Source organism: Nocardioides sp. Root140 (genome assembly GCF_001426745.1).
In the GTDB taxonomy this organism is placed as follows: Bacteria; Actinomycetota; Actinomycetes; order Propionibacteriales; family Nocardioidaceae; genus Nocardioides.
This window is the reverse complement of sequence record NZ_LMFI01000006.1, coordinates 23962-40967: the sequence shown is the minus strand read 5'-3', so window position 1 is coordinate 40967 and position 17006 is coordinate 23962. Positions and strand designations below refer to the sequence as shown.

General features: G+C 68.8%; 17 protein-coding genes and 1 tRNA gene. 12 read left to right on the top strand and 6 right to left on the bottom strand.

What is annotated here, in order from left to right:
• Positions 1-167: 167 nt before the first annotated feature.
• From ASD30_RS10120 to ASD30_RS10105, 4 genes are read right to left on the bottom strand one after another with little or no spacing between them, the layout of a single operon-like run.
• Positions 168-605 carry a Fur family transcriptional regulator gene (locus tag ASD30_RS10120; protein WP_056680953.1) on the bottom strand — a complete coding sequence of 146 codons (438 nt, stop codon included), beginning with the start codon at positions 603-605 and terminating at the stop codon, positions 168-170.
• Positions 592-1578: a metal ABC transporter permease gene (locus ASD30_RS10115; protein ID WP_056680950.1), complete on the bottom strand. Its 987-nt coding sequence runs from the start codon at positions 1576-1578 to the stop codon at positions 592-594. The genes ASD30_RS10120 and ASD30_RS10115 overlap by 14 nt, the downstream gene beginning before the upstream one ends.
• Entirely contained in the window at positions 1578-2393 is an 816-nt protein-coding gene (locus ASD30_RS10110; protein ID WP_082563735.1) for a metal ABC transporter ATP-binding protein, read from the bottom strand. Before ASD30_RS10110 ends, ASD30_RS10115 begins: the two co-directional genes overlap by 1 nt.
• Positions 2387-3313, bottom strand: coding sequence for a metal ABC transporter substrate-binding protein (locus ASD30_RS10105; protein ID WP_056680947.1), 927 nt, complete (start codon positions 3311-3313; stop codon positions 2387-2389). Before ASD30_RS10105 ends, ASD30_RS10110 begins: the two co-directional genes overlap by 7 nt.
• 89 nt (positions 3314-3402) lie before the next feature.
• On the opposite strand from ASD30_RS10105, the gene ASD30_RS10100 reads away from it, so the two are divergent.
• The 9 genes from ASD30_RS10100 to ASD30_RS10060 all read left to right on the top strand — a co-directional run bounded on the left by ASD30_RS10100 (position 3403) and on the right by ASD30_RS10060 (position 12503).
• A complete protein-coding gene (locus ASD30_RS10100) occupies positions 3403-3777 on the top strand; it encodes an antibiotic biosynthesis monooxygenase family protein (protein ID WP_327152727.1) in 375 nt (124 codons plus the stop codon).
• Between the two features lie 94 nt (positions 3778-3871).
• Positions 3872-5269, top strand: coding sequence for a glycine--tRNA ligase (locus ASD30_RS10095; protein WP_056680941.1), 1398 nt, complete (start codon positions 3872-3874; stop codon positions 5267-5269).
• A gap of 48 nt (positions 5270-5317) precedes the next feature.
• A complete protein-coding gene (locus tag ASD30_RS10090; RefSeq protein WP_156393601.1) occupies positions 5318-5971 on the top strand; it encodes a DUF7537 family lipoprotein in 654 nt (217 codons plus the stop codon).
• A gap of 186 nt (positions 5972-6157) precedes the next feature.
• Positions 6158-7300 (top strand): tRNA dihydrouridine synthase DusB, encoded by a 1143-nt coding sequence (dusB, locus tag ASD30_RS10085; RefSeq protein WP_056680936.1) that lies wholly within the window; start codon positions 6158-6160, stop codon positions 7298-7300.
• A gap of 154 nt (positions 7301-7454) precedes the next feature.
• Positions 7455-8318, top strand: coding sequence for a hypothetical protein (locus tag ASD30_RS10080; RefSeq protein WP_156393600.1), 864 nt, complete (start codon positions 7455-7457; stop codon positions 8316-8318).
• 253 nt (positions 8319-8571) lie between these two features.
• Positions 8572-9813: a deoxyguanosinetriphosphate triphosphohydrolase gene (locus ASD30_RS10075; protein ID WP_056680965.1), complete on the top strand. Its 1242-nt coding sequence runs from the start codon at positions 8572-8574 to the stop codon at positions 9811-9813.
• Positions 9814-9929: 116 nt separating this feature from the next.
• On the top strand, positions 9930-11849 hold the full coding sequence (gene dnaG / locus ASD30_RS10070; RefSeq protein ID WP_056680930.1) for a DNA primase: 1920 nt from the start codon (positions 9930-9932) through the stop codon (positions 11847-11849).
• The gene (locus ASD30_RS10065) at positions 11846-12349 is read left to right on the top strand and encodes a hypothetical protein (protein WP_056680927.1); all 504 of its coding nucleotides are present in this window, start codon (positions 11846-11848) and stop codon (positions 12347-12349) included. Before dnaG ends, ASD30_RS10065 begins: the two co-directional genes overlap by 4 nt.
• Positions 12350-12427: 78 nt before the next feature.
• A tRNA-Asn gene (locus tag ASD30_RS10060) sits at positions 12428-12503 on the top strand.
• A gap of 152 nt (positions 12504-12655) precedes the next feature.
• Here the strand turns inward: ASD30_RS10060 and ASD30_RS10055 are convergent.
• Positions 12656-13600 carry a Dyp-type peroxidase gene (locus ASD30_RS10055; RefSeq protein ID WP_056680924.1) on the bottom strand — a complete coding sequence of 315 codons (945 nt, stop codon included), beginning with the start codon at positions 13598-13600 and terminating at the stop codon, positions 12656-12658.
• Positions 13601-13761: 161 nt separating this feature from the next.
• A complete protein-coding gene (locus ASD30_RS10050) occupies positions 13762-14439 on the bottom strand; it encodes a DUF1345 domain-containing protein (RefSeq protein ID WP_056680922.1) in 678 nt (225 codons plus the stop codon).
• A gap of 150 nt (positions 14440-14589) precedes the next feature.
• On the opposite strand from ASD30_RS10050, the gene ASD30_RS10045 reads away from it, so the two are divergent.
• The 3 genes from ASD30_RS10045 to ASD30_RS10035 all read left to right on the top strand — a co-directional run bounded on the left by ASD30_RS10045 (position 14590) and on the right by ASD30_RS10035 (position 16991).
• Complete coding sequence (locus tag ASD30_RS10045) at positions 14590-15060, top strand: hypothetical protein (protein WP_056680919.1); 471 nt, start codon at positions 14590-14592, stop codon at positions 15058-15060.
• A 60-nt stretch (positions 15061-15120) separates the two neighbouring features.
• On the top strand, positions 15121-16197 hold the full coding sequence (locus tag ASD30_RS10040) for an FUSC family protein (RefSeq protein ID WP_056680916.1): 1077 nt from the start codon (positions 15121-15123) through the stop codon (positions 16195-16197).
• Positions 16198-16316: 119 nt separating this feature from the next.
• Positions 16317-16991: a M15 family metallopeptidase gene (locus tag ASD30_RS10035; protein WP_056680913.1), complete on the top strand. Its 675-nt coding sequence runs from the start codon at positions 16317-16319 to the stop codon at positions 16989-16991.
• Positions 16992-17006: the final 15 nt, after the last annotated feature.

Genomic DNA, 17006 nt, shown 5'->3' with positions numbered 1-17006 from the left:
CGCCCTACCCTTGACCTGCAGACCCCCGCACAAGCGCTGGCTGCGCTGCTCGCCAAACCGGCAGCAGCATGACCGTTGCTTAGACCGATTGACCTAGCCGGGGGCAAAGCGTCAAGAAGGGCGCACAAGTGCGGCCGTCTCGAACGCCGTACCGAGCCTGGCGACCGTCAGGAGCAGGCGGCGCAGGTGCCGAAGATCTCCAGCGTGTGGCTGATGTCGCGGTAGCCGTGCTCGGCGGCGATCGCCTTGGTCCACCGCTCGACCGTCGGGCCCTCGACCTCCACCGTGGCGCCGCACGACCGGCAGACCAGGTGATGGTGGTGTGAGTCGGAGCAGCGCCGGTAGGCGGCCTCGCCGTCCTCGGTGCGGAGCACGTCGACCTCGCCGCTGTCGGCGAGCAGCTGCAGGGTGCGGTAGACGGTGGCCAGCCCGACCTTCTCGCCCGAGTCGGTCAGCAGCGAGTGGATCTCCTGGGCACTGCGGAAGTCGCCGAACGTGGAGAGCACGTTGGCCACGGCCAGGCGCTGCTTGGTCGGGCGCCCGCCGGCCACCGGGGTGGTGCGGGGCTCGGTGGTGGGCTCGGTCTTCGGCTCAGTGTTCGTCATAGTGCACTCCGTGGGGGGCGTGGCGGTGACCGTCGTGGACGTAGTCGACGTGGTCACCGTGGGGTACGGCGGTGTGCCCGCAGTTCTCACCGTGTTCGTGAGGGTGTTCGTCGATCGCGTCATGGGCCAGCGGCGCGAGCTCGTCGAACGGCTGCCGCTGGCGGCGACGTCGACGCAGCCACATGCCCACCGGCCAGGTCAGCACGAAGCAGGCCAGCGCGAGCAGCACGATGGTGGGTCCGGGCGCCACGTCGAAGGCGACTGCCGAGACCATGAGTCCGCCGAAGGACGCGCCGACGCCGAGGCACATCGCGGCCAGCAGGGTGGCCCGGAAGCTGCGGGTCAGCTGCTGGGCGGTGGCCACCGGCACGATCATCAGCGCCGAGACCAGCAGCAGGCCGACAGTGCGCATCGCCACGGTCACCGTGACCGCGGCCAGCACGGCGACCAGCACGTTGTAGACGCGGATGTTGAGCCCGGCGACCCGAGCGAACTCCTGGTCCTGGGCGACCGCGAACAGCTGGGGTGCGAGTCCGACCCCGAGCAGGATCACGATGGCACTGAGCGCCATCGTCACCCATACGTCCTGTGGCGAGATCGTGGTGATCGACCCGAACAGGAACTCCTGGAGGCGGGCCGCACTCTGTCCGGCCAGGCCGGTGATCATCACACCACCGGCGATGCCGCCGTAGAACAGCAACGCCAGCGCGACGTCGCCGTTCGCGTGACCCTTCTCGCGGATCACCTCGATGAGTACGGCGCCCAGGATGGCCACCACGACCGCCGTCCAGGTCGGTGAGGTGTTGGTCAGCAGGCCGAGTGCCACACCTGTGACGGCGACGTGGCCGATGCCGTCACCCATCAGGGCGAGGCGGCGCTGCACCAGGTAGGTGCCGACGACCGGCGCGGCGAGTCCGGTGAAGACCGCGGCGATCATCGCGCGGATCATGAAGTCGTAGCCCAGGATGTCCATCAGTGGTGCTCCCGGTGGCGGTTGAGGCCGAGTTGCGGCGTGTGGTCATCGACGACGGGCACCACGTGGTGGTGGCTGTGGCCGGCGCCGAACAGCGGCCCGTGCACCTCGTGGTCGGCCAGCGGCGGGCCGTCGTACGCAATGCGGCCGTCGCGCATGACGATCGCGCGGTCGACCAGCGGTGTCATCGGGCCGAGCTCGTGGGCGACCAGCACGACGGTCGCGCCGCGGGACTTGAGCGTCTCGAGGGCGAGGGCCAGGGCCTGCTGGTTGGGCAGGTCGACGCCGGCGGTGGGCTCGTCGAGGAAGAACAGCTCGGGCTCGCCGGCCAGGGCGCGCGCGATCAGCACTCGCTGCTGCTGGCCGCCGGAGAGGGTGTTGATGCCGTCGTGGCTGCGATCGCGTAGCCCGACCACGTCGAGGGCGTCCTTGATGGCCTGGCGGTCCTTGCGCAGGAGCGGTCGCAGGAGGCGACGTCGGGTGAGCCGGCCCGAGGCCACGACCTCCCAGACCGAGACAGGGATGCCGCTCGCGGCGGTCGCGCGTTGCGGCACGAAGCCGATGCGATGCCAGTCGTGGAAGTCGGAGAGCTGCGCGCCGAACAGCGTCACCGATCCTCCGCCGATCCGCAGCAGGCCTGTCATGGCACGGACCAGGGTCGACTTGCCGGAGCCGTTGGCGCCCATCAGTGCCACGAACTCGCCACGCTCGATGCGCACGTCGATGTGACGGAGGATGGGACGCCCGGAAATGGCGACGGAACCGTCCTCGATCTCGAGGACGGTCCGGTCGCGGTCGGTGGGGTCGGTCAGCAACCGTTGGCCTTCTTGAGTGCGGTGAGGTTGTTCTCCATGAGTGAAAGGTAGTTCTCATCGGAGGTCTGGTCACTCAGGCCCTCGATCGGGTCGAGCACGGCCGTCTCGACGCCGAGGTCGTCTGCCAGCGAGTCGGCCGACTTCTTGCTGCCGAGGGCCTCGGAGAAGACGGTGGTCAGGTGCTCGTCGCGGATCAGCTTCTCCAGCTTCGCCCGCTCACCCGGGATCGGCTCGGCGCCGGGGGAGAGGCCCGTGATCGCCTCGAAGTGGAGGCCGTAGCGGCTGAGGTAGCCGAATGCCTCGTGGTTGACCACCACGGTGTCGACCTTGCAGTCGGCCAGCCCGTCGGCGTACGCCTTGTCGAGGGTCTCGAGCTCGCCGCGAAACTTCTCGGCGTTGGCGGTGAACTCGTCCTCGTGGTCGGGGTCGATGCCGCTGAGCTTGTCGGCGATCGCGTCGGCGAGGTCGGCCATCAGCAGGGGGTCGAGCCAGAAGTGCGGGTCGTGGTCACCGTGCTCGTGGTCGTGGCCCTCCTCGTGCGCGTGGGCGTCCTCGCCGTTCTCGTGCAGGTCGATCACCTTGGCCGCGTCGAGGGTCTCGCCCTCCGCGTTCTGCTCGACGGCGTCGTCGACGGCGGGCTGGAAGCCGGTCTCGAAGATCACCAGTCCCGCATCGGCGACGTCGCCGGTCTGGCGCACGCTCAGTTCGACGTCGTGGGGCTCGCGGCCGGCCTGGACCAGGTTCTCGACCTCCAAGTGGTCGCCTGCCACGCGCTCGGCGGCGTAGGCCAGCGGGTAGAAGGCCGCGGAGACCTTCTGCTCGTCGACGTCCCCGTCGCCCGAGAGTGCACCGCATCCGGCAAGGAAGAGCGAAGCACTGACAACGAGGGGTACGGCGAAGCGCGCGGCAGGCAAGTTCATGAGAACGATTCTCAGCAAGATGAGAATGGTTGTCAAATCGAGTTCCCCGGGCAGGGCGGAACCTGTGCGGCCTTCTTGACGGCTCGCCCGTGGGAGGGCGCGTGTGGAGCGACCGTAACCCCGCGTTGCATGGGAGATTGGGGGACGTGTTGGTCGTGAACAGGTTCCGGGTGTCCGAGCATGACGTGGCGAGCTTCCGGGCGCGGGTCGAGGAAGCGCACGCGCTGCTCGCGGCCTGCGCGGGCTACGTCGAGGGCACGGTCGGACGCAACGTCGACCAGCCCGACCTCTGGCTGCTCACCACGCGCTGGGCCAACGTCGGGTCCTACCGCCGCGCCCTGTCGTCGTACGACGTGAAGCTGGGGGCCTGGGAGCTGCTGGGCACGGCACTCGACGAGCCCAGCGCCTACGAGGTCGTCGAACCGGGTGGCGAGCTCAACGAGCCTCTGGCCCGCGAGACCTGACCGCCGCGGCCCAACACACAAGTCGGGTGACACGCTCGTTAGGCTTGATCCTTCAAGACCGACAGCCAGTCGGCCGACCTTCCCAGGAGTTCCCGTGGCCAAGCCGCCCCCCTCGCCCGTCGACAACGTCGTCTCCCTCGCCAAGCGCCGAGGCTTCGTCTACCCGTGCGGTGAGATCTACGGCGGCACCCGCTCCGCGTGGGACTACGGCCCGCTCGGTGTCGAGCTCAAGGAGAACATCAAGCGCCAGTGGTGGAAGGCGATGGTCCAGGGCCGCGAAGACGTCGTGGGCCTCGACTCCAGCATCATCCTGCCGCGCGAGACCTGGGTCGCCTCCGGCCACGTCGACACGTTCAACGACCCGCTGACCGAGTGCCAGTCGTGCCACAAGCGGTACCGCGCCGACCACCTGCAGGAGGCGTACGCCGAGAAGAAGGGCATCGACAACCCCGACGACGTCGACCTCAAGGACGTCGCCTGCGCCAACTGCGGCACCCGTGGTGCCTGGACCGAGCCGCGCGAGTTCTCCGGCATGCTCAAGACGCACGTCGGTGTCCTCGAGGACGAGTCCGGCCTGGTCTACCTGCGCCCCGAGACCGCGCAGGGCATCTTCCTCAACTTCGCCAACGTGGTGACCAGCAGCCGGCGCAAGCCGCCGTTCGGCATCGCCCAGATCGGCAAGAGCTTCCGCAACGAGATCACGCCGGGCAACTTCATCTTCCGCACCCGCGAGTTCGAGCAGATGGAGATGGAGTTCTTCGTCAAGCCCGGCGAGGACGACGAGTGGCACAAGTACTGGATCGCCGAGCGCACCAGGTGGTACGTCGACCTGGGCATCAACCCCGACAACCTGCGTCACTTCGAGCACCCGTTGGAGAAGCTGAGCCACTACTCCAAGGGCACCACCGACATCGAGTACCGCTTCCGCTTCGCGGGCTCCGAGTGGGGTGAGCTCGAGGGCATCGCCAACCGCACCGACTTCGACCTGACCACGCACTCCAAGCACTCCGGCCAGGACCTCTCCTACTTCGACCAGGCCAACAACGAGCGCTACACGCCCTACGTCATCGAGCCGGCGGCCGGACTGAGCCGGAGCCTGATGACCTTCCTGGTCGACGCCTACCAGGAGGACGAGGCGCCCAACACGAAGGGCGGCGTCGACAAGCGCACCGTGCTGCGCCTCGACCCGCGCCTCGCGCCGGTCAAGGTCGCGGTGCTCCCGCTGAGCCGCAACGCCGACCTCTCGCCCAAGGCCAAGGACCTCGCCGCCGAGCTGCGCCGCAACTGGAACGTCGAGTTCGACGACTCGGGTGCGATCGGTCGCCGCTACCGCCGCCAGGACGAGATCGGCACGCCGTACTGCGTCACCGTCGACTTCGACACCCTCGACGACAACGCGGTCACGGTGCGCGAGCGCGACTCGATGTCGCAGGAGCGGATCAGCCTCGACGGCATCTCGACGTACTTCGCCGAGCGTTTGCTGGGCTCCTGACCAGTGTTTCGTCGTACGACGACCGCACCGTCGGTGCACAATGACGCCATGAAATCCGGAGTTCTTCGTCTTGCCGCGTTGTCCCTCGTCGCCGTCCTGGCCCTCGCGGGCTGTGGAGGCGGGGACGACGACAAGGACAACAAGGACTCCAAGGACGACTCGTCGCAGAGCAGTGACGGCTCGAGCACGCCCGAGGACGACGGCCTGACCGACCCCGGGTCGGCACTCGAGCTCGGCGAGTCGGCGACCTTCAAGTGGCAGGCCACCGCCAAGGTGTCCGGCCAGGCCGAGGTCACCGTCACCCGCATCGACAAGGCGCCGATCAAGGCGTTCAGCGGTTTCAAGCTGAGCGACGCGATGAAGAAGTCGACGCCCTACTACGTGCACCTGCGGGTGAAGAACGCCGGCACGTCCAACCTCGGCGGCTTCGAACCGCCGGTGTTCCTCGACAACGGCTCCTCGATCCTCTACCCGGCCGCACACATCAGCGGGTTCGCCCCGTGCGCCGACCGGTTGCTGCCGAAGAAGTTCGGGCCCAACGCCAAGCCCGCCTCGCTGTGCATGGTCTTCCTGGCCCCGGCGAAGACCGAGCTGCGCACCGTCGCGCTGCGCCCCGACGAGGCCCAGGAGCAGATCGACTGGACCGGTGACGTGACCGCGCCGGGCGCGAAGGCCAAGAAGGGCGCCAAGAAGAAGCGCTGACCCAACCGCGAACCGTGCCTTTTTGATGCGCCAACCGTGCGTCATTGATGCGCGAACCGTGGAAGATTGCGCCTCGAACTGTGGATCCTTGACGGGCACCGCAAGGACCCCCGGCTCGGCAATCACGATCCACGGTTCGCGCATCGAAAGCCCACGGTTCGCGCATTCGAGGGGTGGCAGTTCACAATGGAGCCCATGCAGCTGGGCAACCTGACCGTCGAGACGCCCGTCGTCCTGGCTCCGATGGCCGGCATCACCAACGCGGCGTACCGCCGGTTGTGCCTCGAGAGCATGCGCGAGCAGGGCGCGGACGGGCTCTTCGTCTGCGAGATGATCACCTCACGCGGCCTGGTCGAGGGCGACGCGATGACCAGGTCGATGCTGGTCTTCGACGAGCTCGAGAACACCCGCTCGGTGCAGCTCTACGGCACCGACCCGGTCTACGTCGGCAAGGCCGCGGAGATCCTCTGCGCCGAGTACGGCGTCGCGCACATCGACCTCAACTTCGGCTGCCCGGTTCCGAAGGTGACCCGCAAGGGCGGCGGGGGAGCGCTCCCGTGGAAGCGCGGGCTCCTCGGCGAGATCCTCGAGCACGCGGTCCGCGCCGCCGAGCCGTACGGCGTGCCGGTCACCATGAAGACCCGCAAGGGCATCGATGACGACCACCTGACCTACCTCGATGCCGGACGCATCGCCCAGGAGGCGGGGTGTGCGGCCATTGCGCTGCACGGCCGCACCGTCGAGCAGGCCTACTCCGGCCAGGCAGACTGGGAGGCGATCGCCGAGCTCGTGGCGCACGTCGACATCCCGGTGCTCGGCAACGGCGACATCTGGGAGGCCGCCGACGCGCTGAGGATGGTCGAGCAGACCGGTGTCGCGGGCGTCGTGGTCGGCCGCGGCTGCCTGGGCCGTCCGTGGCTGTTCCGCGACCTGGCCGCGGCCTTCGCCGGCGAGACCGTGGCTACGCTCCCCGTGTTGGGTGAGGTGGCCGCGATGATGCGTCGCCACGCCGAGCTGCTCAGCTCGCACATGGGGGAGGAGCGGGGCTGCAAGGAGTTCCGCAAGCACGTCTCGTGGTACCTCAAGGGCTTCCCGGCCGGTGGTGCACTGCGTCACTCCCTGGCCCTGATCGACAGCCTCGCCACCCTCGACGTCCTGCTTGCCGAGCTCGACCCCGACGCCGTCTTCCCGGTCGCCGAGCTGGGTGCTCCACGGGGGCGCCAAGGCACGCCACGCAAGCGGGTCGTGCTGCCCGAGGGGTGGCTGGACGACGCCGACGGGGCCGGCTGCGGCATGGAGGAGGACCTGTCCGCGGCCTCGGGCGGGTGAGGATCGGGTGAGGATCGGGTGACTCGGAACACCCTGTGAACAGTGTCCCCAAATGGGACATTTCCGGTTCGTTTATGTTTCACTCGATCTTCGTGCCCAGACGGACACCCCGTTCGGACACAGACCCTGTCAGCTATCGCAAAGGATCAGCGCTGTGGCAAATCATGGCCACAAGCGGGACACCAATGCCCGCAGCAAGCCCCGCCTGGTGACCATCGCAGCATCGGTCTCCACGCTCGCCACCCTCGCCGTCGTCGGCGTCGGAGTCCTCGGATCCGACCCCGAGATCAAGGAGGTCGTGAGCGCCAACCAGGCATCCATCGGCGGTGCTGCCCCCGAGCGCAAGCAGGAAGTCTCCCGTTCGAGCGGTCGGGCCAGCCTCGACCTCGACCAGCTGAGCGCCTCCGCGACGTACTCCCGCAGCGCGAACCGCCTCGCCACCCAGCGCGCGGTGAAGTCCGCCGACTCCAAGCTGTGGACCACCGAGGAACTGAACCTCTGGGACGCGCCCACCGACGGTGCGACCCAGGTCGGCAGCATTGACGCCGGCAAGCAGGTGCTGGTCACCGGGCGCGAGCAGAACGGCCGTACCGAGATCGTCGTCGGCGGCCGGTCGCGCTGGGTGACCGCCGACTACCTCGACGACGAGAAGCCCGTCGAGGGCATCGGCGGCGAGTGCACCAACGGCACCTCCGTGCCCAGCGGCGTGAGCCCCAACATCGTCAAGGTGCACGCGGCCGTGTGCGCGGCGTTCCCCGACATCACGACCTACGGCACGTTCCGCGGCGACGGTGAGCACTCGCAGGGCCTCGCCGTCGACATCATGGTCAGCGGCGACCGCGGCTACCAGGTTCGCGACTTCGTGCGCGAGCACTACGCCGAGCTGGGCGTGAACTACATCATCTACTCCCAGCAGATCTGGTCGGTCGACCGGTCGGGCGAGGGCTGGCGTGGCATGGAGGACCGTGGCTCGACCACGGCCAACCACTACGACCACGTGCACGTCACGACGTACTGATCTCTGACCCCGCCGAATGGCCGCAGCCCTCGTGGGCCGCGGCCATTCGTCATTCTTCGGGCGGCGCGAGCCCGGCCGCGGACCATCCGACGGGTAAGTCGGGGTCCGGATGTCCTCTCCTGAGCGTGCGAGGACATGAGAGATGCAGAGGTCACCTGTTCGACGGTCCGTTCGACCGGTCTGTGGTCCGGGGTGCACGACTTCCGCACCGGCGCCCCCGACCGTGGGCGGGTGGCACTACTCTCGGGCCGTGATGGAGACCAACGAGTACGACGAGCGCGACCGCGAGCGCCTCGTCCCGGAGCCGCCGAAGCGGGTCGACGCACCCGTGCGCACGCCGTTCGAGCGTGACCGGGCCCGCGTGGTCCACGCGGCGGCGTCCCGGCGCCTGGCCGCCAAGACCCAGGTCGTCGGCCCCCAGAGCGACGACTTCGTCCGCAACCGGCTGACCCACTCTCTCGAGGTTGCCCAGATCGCCCGCGACCTGGCTCGGGCGCTGGGCTGTCACCCTGACATCACCGAGACCGCTGCCCTGGCCCACGACCTGGGCCATCCGCCGTTCGGCCACAACGGCGAGCAGGTGCTCGACGCGCTCAGTGAGCCGTGCGGAGGCTTTGAGGGCAACGCCCAGACGCTGCGACTGCTGACCCGCCTGGAGTCCAAGACGTTCGACGCCGACGGCCACTCGGTGGGGCTCAACCTGACCCGCGCCACGCTCGACGCCTGCACGAAGTACCCCTGGCTGCGCGAGCGCCCGGGCACCAAGTTCGGGGCGTACGCCGACGACCTCCCTGTCTTCACGTGGATGCGCGACGGTCGCACCGACCGGCGGCGCTGCGTCGAGGCGCAGGTGATGGACCTCGCCGACGACGTGGCCTACTCCGTGCACGACGTCGAGGACGGCATCGTCGCCGACCGCATCGACCTGACCGCACTCGCCGACCCGGGCGCGCGACGCGAGGTGTGGCAGACCACCCGCGAGTGGTACCTCCCCGATGTCTCCGACGACGCCCTCGGCAGGGCGCTGGCCCGCATGCAGACGCAGGGCAGCTGGCCGCAGGCGCCGTACGACGGCTCGCGTCGGTCGCTGGCCGCCCTGAAGAACCTGACCAGCGACCTGATCGGCCGGTTCTGCGGCAGTGTGCAGACCGCGATGGTGGCGGCCTACGGCACCGAGTCGTTCGTGCGCTACCGCGCCGACCTGGTGATCCCCGACGAGACCCTCCTCGAGATCGCCGTGCTCAAGGGCATCGCCGCGCACTACGTGATGCGGTCCGACGAGCGCCTCGAGGTGATGGCTCGCCAGCGTGAGCTGCTGGCCGAGCTGGTGGCCGCGCTCGTCGACCGGCCCGACCGGCTGGACGCCGCGTTCGCCCACGACCACGCCGAGGCGCCCGACGACGCCGCCCGGCTGCGGGTGGTGATCGACCAGGTCGCCTCGCTCACGGACTCCTCGGCGCTCACCTGGCACCGCCGCTACGCCATCGGCGACTGAGACCCTCGACGCAGGCCGTCGGACCCTTGACGGTCCGCTGGGCCGGGCCCTCGATTCTCCACAGCTCCCGTCGCCCGGCCAGTGCGTCCAACGGTCCCCGACGTAGACTCCGCGACGTGGCAGGACGGATCAGGGACGACGACATCGCGGAGGTCCGCGAGAAGGCTCGCATCGACGAGGTCGTGTCCTCCTACGTCACGCTCCGCAACGCCGGCGGCGGCTCGATGAAGGGCCTGTGCCCCTTCCATGACGAGAAGTCCCCGTCGTTCAACGTGAACCCGGCGCGCGCGTTCTTCCACTGCTTCGGGTGCCAGGAAGGCGGCGACGTCTTCAGCTTCCTGATGAAGATCGACGGCATCACCTTCAGCGAGGCCGTCGAGCGCCTGGCCGACAAGTACGGCGTACAGCTGCGGCGCGAGGACGGCGGCGCACCCACCCCGCCGCGTGGCCCGCAGCGCAGCCGCCTGATCGACGCCCACAAGCAGGCGCAGCTCTTCTACGCCGAGCAGTTGGCCACCCCCGACGCCGTGGTGGCCCGTCAGTTCCTCGACGGCCGCGGCTTCGACCAGGACGCCGCGGCCACCTTCGGCGTCGGGTTCGCCCCCAACGGCGGCGAGGTGCTGTTCAAGCACCTGCGGCAGAAGGGCTTCAGCGAGGAGGAGCTCGTCACCGGGGGCCTGGTCGGTCGTGGGCGTGGACTCTACGACCGGTTCCGCGGACGCCTGCTGTGGCCGATCCGCGACGCGTCCGGCGACGTGATCGGCTTCGGTGCCCGCCGCATCTTTGACGACGACCGCATCGAGGCTAAATACCTCAACACCTCTGACTCACCGATCTACAAGAAGTCCCAGGTGCTCTACGGCATCGACCTGGCGCGCCGTGAGATCGGCCGCACCTCGCAGGCCGTCGTGGTCGAGGGCTACACCGACGTGATGGCCTGCCACCTCGCCGGCGTCGGTACGGCGGTGGCCACCTGCGGCACCTCGTTCGGCGACGACCACGCGCGCGTGCTGCGCCGGTTCCTCCACGACCACGACGAGTTCCGCGGTGAGGTCATCTTCACCTTCGACGGTGACTCCGCCGGCCAGAAGGCGGCCCTTCGCGCCTTCGGCGGCGACCAGAACTTCGTCTCCCAGACCTACGTCGCGATCGAGCCCGACGGCCTCGACCCCTGTGACCTGCGCATCAAGAAGGGCGACGAGGCGGTCCGGGATCTCGTCTCCGGTCGCGTACCCCTCTATCGCTTCGTGCTCGGCAACGTGCTCTCGCGCTACGACCTCGACCGCGCCGACGGCCGCATCGATGCGTTGCGCGAGGCTGCCGTCCTGGTGAGCAGCGTGCGCGACAAGTCGAAGATCGACGCGTTCGCCCGCGAGATCGCCTCGTCCATCGGCGTCGACGTCGACGAGGCCCGCACAGAGGTACGCCGGGCAGCCGCGCGGCAGGGGAGGGTCCAGAAGCAGGCACCGGGCGGCGCCATGGGCCGGGCCTCGGGTGCTCCCCAGCGCACCGCGGCGCCGGTCAACGACCCGTCGAAGCCGCAGCAGCCCGCCGCGCCGCCGCTGCCGAACCTGCGCGACCCGCGCTTCGCGATCGAGCGCGAGACCCTCAAGCTCGTCCTGCACCACCCCGAGGTCGTGGTGCGCTCGGCGCGCGACGTCACACCTGCCGACTTCACGCACCCGACGTACCGCGGGGTGTGGGAGGCGATCCAGGCCGGTGGGGGACCCGAGAGTGCGAAGGACGGCTGGGCGGCCGGGCTGCGTGACCACGTGAAGGAGCCGGCCGTCGCCGCGGCCCTGACCGAGCTGAGCGTCGAGCCGCTGCTGTCCAAGAAGGAACCCGACCTCGCCTACGTGCACGCGCACGTCTACCGGCTGCGCGAGCTGACCGTGCTGCGCAGCATCGCCGACGTGAAGAGCAAGCTGCAGCGCACCAACCCGGATGACGCGGAGAACCACAACGCACTGTTCGGCGAGCTGATGACCCTCGAGGCGCAGCGTCGCACCCTTCGTGATGCGGGGATGGGCACATGAGGCTGTTCGGCAACGCGCTGCCCGACGAGGTGCGCGCGGCGGACCTGCCGACGGGGGAGAAGGCCCTGGCCGGCGCGGTCGGCACGGACGGCGTCGTGCTGGTCGGCACCCGCGACGCGTTGTACGTCGGGGAGCGGCGCATCCCGTGGGAGACGGTCGAGAAGGCCGACTGGTCCCAGGATGCCTCCACCCTGACCGTGACCGAGGTCGGCTCCTGGGGTGAGGTGCGGCCGGTGCACGTGGTCCCTCTGGACGAGCCCGGGCGCCTGCTCGAGCTGGTGCGTGAGCGGGTCACGGCGAGCGTCGTACTCCAGCGGCACGTGCCGATCCGCGGCCGCCGCGGCGTCTTCGTGATTGCGCGCAGGGCCCCCCGGGGCGACCAGCCCGTGCAGTGGGTCTACGAGTTCGAGGAGGGCGTCGACCCCGACGATCCCGAGGTGCGGCGCCGTGCCGCCGCTGCCCTCGAGGTGGTGCGGGGCGAGGTCGGCCACGACCTGTAGTCGCTCGCAGGCGCGAAGGGAGGGGCTGATTTCGCACCTCCGCTGCGTCCTTGCTATTCTTCCCGGGCTGCCTAGCGGTCCCCTGTAGCTCAACTGGCAGAGCATTCGACTGTTAATCGGAGGGTTGTTGGTTCGAGTCCAACCGGGGGAGCCAACGAAGGGCCTCTGACTTGCGGAAACGCGGGCAGGGGCCCTTCGACATTTGACCCTGGTGCCAAGATCGTGGCGCCCCATCCCGCGGCAGGGTGGCGATAGTCCTTCCGGGACCAGTCCTTGTCCGCGGGCCGGCTGTTGATTGCGTTCCCATCACGTTTCCGATGCCGAGGGGCCGTCCTCCAGGAAGTCCGCGGGCGGCACGAAGAAGAGGCAGCCGGTGACCGCCGTGGAGAAGTCGAGGATCCGGTCGTGGTTGCCGGGCGGCTTGCCGACGAACATGTTGCGGAGCATCTGTTCCACGACGTCGGGACTGGCGGCGTAGCCGATGAAATAGGTGCCGAACTCACCCGATCCCACGTTGCCGAACGGCATGTTGTCGCGCATGATCTGCCGTTCGACACCGTTCTCGTCGACGATGGTGTTGAGGGCGACGTGTGAGTTGGACGGCTTCACGTCGTCCGGCATCTCGATGTCGCTGAGCTTGTGACGTCCGATCGCGCGTTCCTGCGCCTCGACGGGCAACGCATTCCAGGCCACCAGGTCGTGGAGGTACTTCTGCACGACCACGTAGCTCCCGCCGGCGAAGGCCGCGTCCTCGTCACCGATGTGGACGGCCGCCTCGGCCGCCGTGCCCTCGGGGTTCTCGGTGCCGTCGACGAAGCCGAGCAGGTCACGCTCGTCGAAGTAGCGGAACCCGTGCACCTCGTCTTCGACGTCGACCGCACCGTCCAGACGCGCTATGAGCTGCTGGGCGAGCTCGAAGCAGAGATCCATGTGCCGGGCGCGGAGGTGGAACAGGATGTCGCCCGGGGTCGCGACGGCCGTGTGCACGGCGTCCTGGACTGCCTCGAACGGGTGGAGGTGCGCCGGCGGTGCGACGTCGTACAGCCGGGGCCACAGCTCGGCACCGAGGCCGACCACGCAGCGCAGCTCACCGTCCTTCGAGCGGAAGCCGACCGCGCGGGTGAGTCCCGCCACGTCCGCAAGGAGATCGCGTACGACGTCCTCGCGTTCCGGGCGCACAGTGACCACCAGGAAGATGGCCGCCTCTGCGGGAGGTGCGATCACGGCCTGTGAGACCGGCTGCTGCGTCATCGGACCACCCTCGCCGCACCCGCCATCTCGTCGCCTCCGGTTCTCTTGGTCAGAACGGTTCGAAGTTGAGCCCTTCCTGCACGTTAGCGCCAGGACGGCTCAGGTCGCACCCGTGAGTCGCACCCGTGAGTACGGCGCGGTGCCGGTGCTCCCACGGGGAGTCAGCCGGTGGCCACTCCGGCAACGAGATTGATGGTGGTGGCCAGGACGACGGCTCCGAACAGGTAGGAGAGGAGCGAGTGTCGCAACACCACCGACCGGATCGTCGAGCTCGACACGTCCGTGTCGGAGACCTGGTAGGTCATCCCGAGGTTGTAGCTGAAGTAGAAGAAGTCGCGATAGGCCGGCGACTCGTCGGAGTTGAAGTCGATCCCACCGCCCTTTGCTCCCGCGGCCCCGTAGTAGAGGTGTGCGTAGCGAGTGGCGTACATCAGGTGCAGGTCGGCCCAGGCCATGAAGACCCCGCACAGGGCCGTCGCAGCGGCCGCGTCGCCAGTGTCGGAGCGTCCTAGGACGAGCACGGCCACGATGCCGAACAGCCCGCCCAGTGAGATCAGCAGGACGAGCAGCTCCTCGAGCACCGGGCGGAAGTCCTCACGTCGAGCATTGGCAGCCGTGACATGCGCGTCGAGCGGCCACAGCACCATCCACCCGCCCACGGCGAACGCGACGTGCGTGACCGTGACTCCGATCAGGATGCTGAGCGGGATGTTGAGTGCGAGCACGCAGGCCACGCCCGCGACGGCACCCAGCAGCACCGACCCGATGACCCGCGGGATCGCCGCCACGGGCAGCCTGCCGCCACTGCTGGACCCGCTGTGCCGTTCGTCCCCGCTCATGACGGTTCAATATGCGCCAGCGCTTCATTGCCCGCAAGTGGGGAGAGGTTCGGATGGGGTGGCTGCGGAGCGCATCGGGGCACAATGTCCAAGAACAGTGCAGGTCAATGAGCCGTGCATTCGACGTGTGTTCCGAGAGAGGCGATCCCCATGAATGAGTCGGCGAGCTTCGACCAGGCTGCCAAGCAGCGAGTCAGACAAGCTCTCGAGGCCAGGGCTGCGGATCACCTGCGGTCCTTCGAGAACACCGTCAGGCAGGAGCGGTCCGCAGCCGAGCTGGACCAGGAGGCGACGCACTCGGTCGACGACCTGTCGCAGTCGGACGAACAGGGGGAGCTCTCAGGGCTCCTCGGCGCTGCGGAAGACCATCAGCAGGCGGGACTGGCCCGGATCGACGATCTCGACTTCGGCCCCAAGGACACTGTCGGACCGGGCGCGATCGTCGGTTTCGGAGGCGACCGCTACGTGGTCGGTGTCGTCGCGAGCGCCTTCGAGTGCGACGGAGTGACCTACGAGGGAATCTCGACGGACTCCCCGATCTACGCGTCGGTCGAGGGTCTGCGGGTGGGTGACACCTTCAACTTCGGCGGCCGCGAGCACCGCATCGACCTCGTGTCGTGAACGCGCCGAGAATCGCTCCACCGGAGCCCTGCGCCGCCGGCGTGCCGGTCGCGTCCTGAGATGACCCCGCACGGAGCCGGGCGGCCGACGGCAGGCACGTTGCCGGCCGACCGGAGCAGTGACCACGGGCACGCCGCGCGCGTGGTCCTCGGCCTCATGGTCCCCGGAGTGGTGCTCCTCGCGGTGGGCAGGCCAGAACTCATGCTGTACGCCGTCTTCGGCTCCTTCACCGGGATGTACGGCAGGCTCGAGGCCCCACGGAGCCGGCTGCGTCACCAGTTCCATGGCGCCGGGATGCTGGTGACCGGGGTCGCACTGGGGGTGGCGTTCTCGGAGGCGCGTGTTCCCGCTGTCGTGCTCGTGCTCGGCATCACCACGTTCGCCGCGGTCGGCTCGCTGCTGACCGACTGGCTCCGGCTCCGCCCGGGTGGGCCCTTCTTCGGGATCTTCGCGTTCGGCGCCACGGCCACGATCAGCCCCGGACTGGTCAGTCCTTGGGGCGCCGTGACCCTCTGTGCAGCGACCGCAGCCTGGTCCATTGCCCTCGGACTGGCCAGGCTGACCACGGGAGGAACGGGACTCCTGCAGGAGATCCCGACCGTGCAGTGGTCGCGTGTCCGCAAGACCACCTTGCCTGCAGGGACAGGCGTGCACGCCTTGCGCCATGCGTTGGCGACCGCAGTCGCCGGACTGAGCGGGGTGATGCTGGGCGTCGACCATGCCAACTGGGCGATGACCGCGGCGGCCGTTCCGTTGGCCGTCGTCGCCATCGGAGAGGTTCTCGACCTCGACGCGGTGGTGCACCGCGCCGTGCAGCGGGTGACAGGCACACTGGTCGGCCTCGCCGTCACCGCACTGGTGCTGCTCCCGGAGCCGGGACCGGTGGTGCTGGCCTCGGCCGTGATGGTGCTGCTGTTCCCCACCGAGCTGTTCATGAGCCGCCACTACGGGGTTGCGCTCGGGTTCTTCACGCCACTGATCATGATCATGACCGAGCTGGCAGCCCCCAGCGAACCGGCCACGATGATCGTGGCGCGAGGGGTGGACACCGTGATCGGGGTTGCTGCCGGAGTGGCCGCCGCTGCCCTGATCCGCGGGAACCAGGCGGTGGACCAGCAGGGGAGGAGTCGACGGTGAGCCGTGTGGCCGTACGGCGGCGCGTGCTGCAGTTTCCTGCGGGTGTCGGAGGCGTTGAGCGTGCGGTCCATCCGTGACAGGTTGAAGGTCCAGCAGCCGACCCTCTCGGGAGGACCCACATGCTCGTCAGACTCGCCCTGGCCTCGCTCGTCAGCCTCGCCGTGACCGCGCCGGCCAGTGCCGTACCGGTCCAGCAGACGTCGTCCGACGATCCGGAGTTCTCGGCGTCGGTGCACACGATCTCCGAGGAGTACCGCGACCGGATGATCGGTGTCTCCTGGGAGGAGGGCTGCCCAGTGCCGATCGACGACCTGCGGATCATCGAGATGAACTACCGGGGCTTCGACGGCACGGTCCATGACGGCGGGCAGCTGATGGTGCACAAGGACGTCGCCGACACGGTGGTCACGGTGTTCGGGGAGATGTTCGACGCGCAGTTCCCGATCAGGCGGATGGAGCTCATCGAGGAGTACGACGGCTCCGACGACGCGTCCATGGCCGCCGACAACACGTCGTCGTTCAACTGCCGTCCGATCACCGGCAGCCCGGGCAGGTTCTCGATCCACTCCTACGGCAAGGCGATCGACATCAACACCATCGAGAACCCTTATGTGAAGGGTGACCTGGTGCTGCCGCCTGCCGGTGAGGAGTTCCTCGACCGCGACGACGTACGCCCCGGCATGATCACCAAGAACGACCCGGTCGTGAAGGCGTTCAAGAAGCGCGGGTTCGACTGGGGCGGCGACTGGCACTCGCTCAAGGACTACCAGCACTTCGAGGCCAAGAAGTCCTGAGCACGCGCCCGAGGG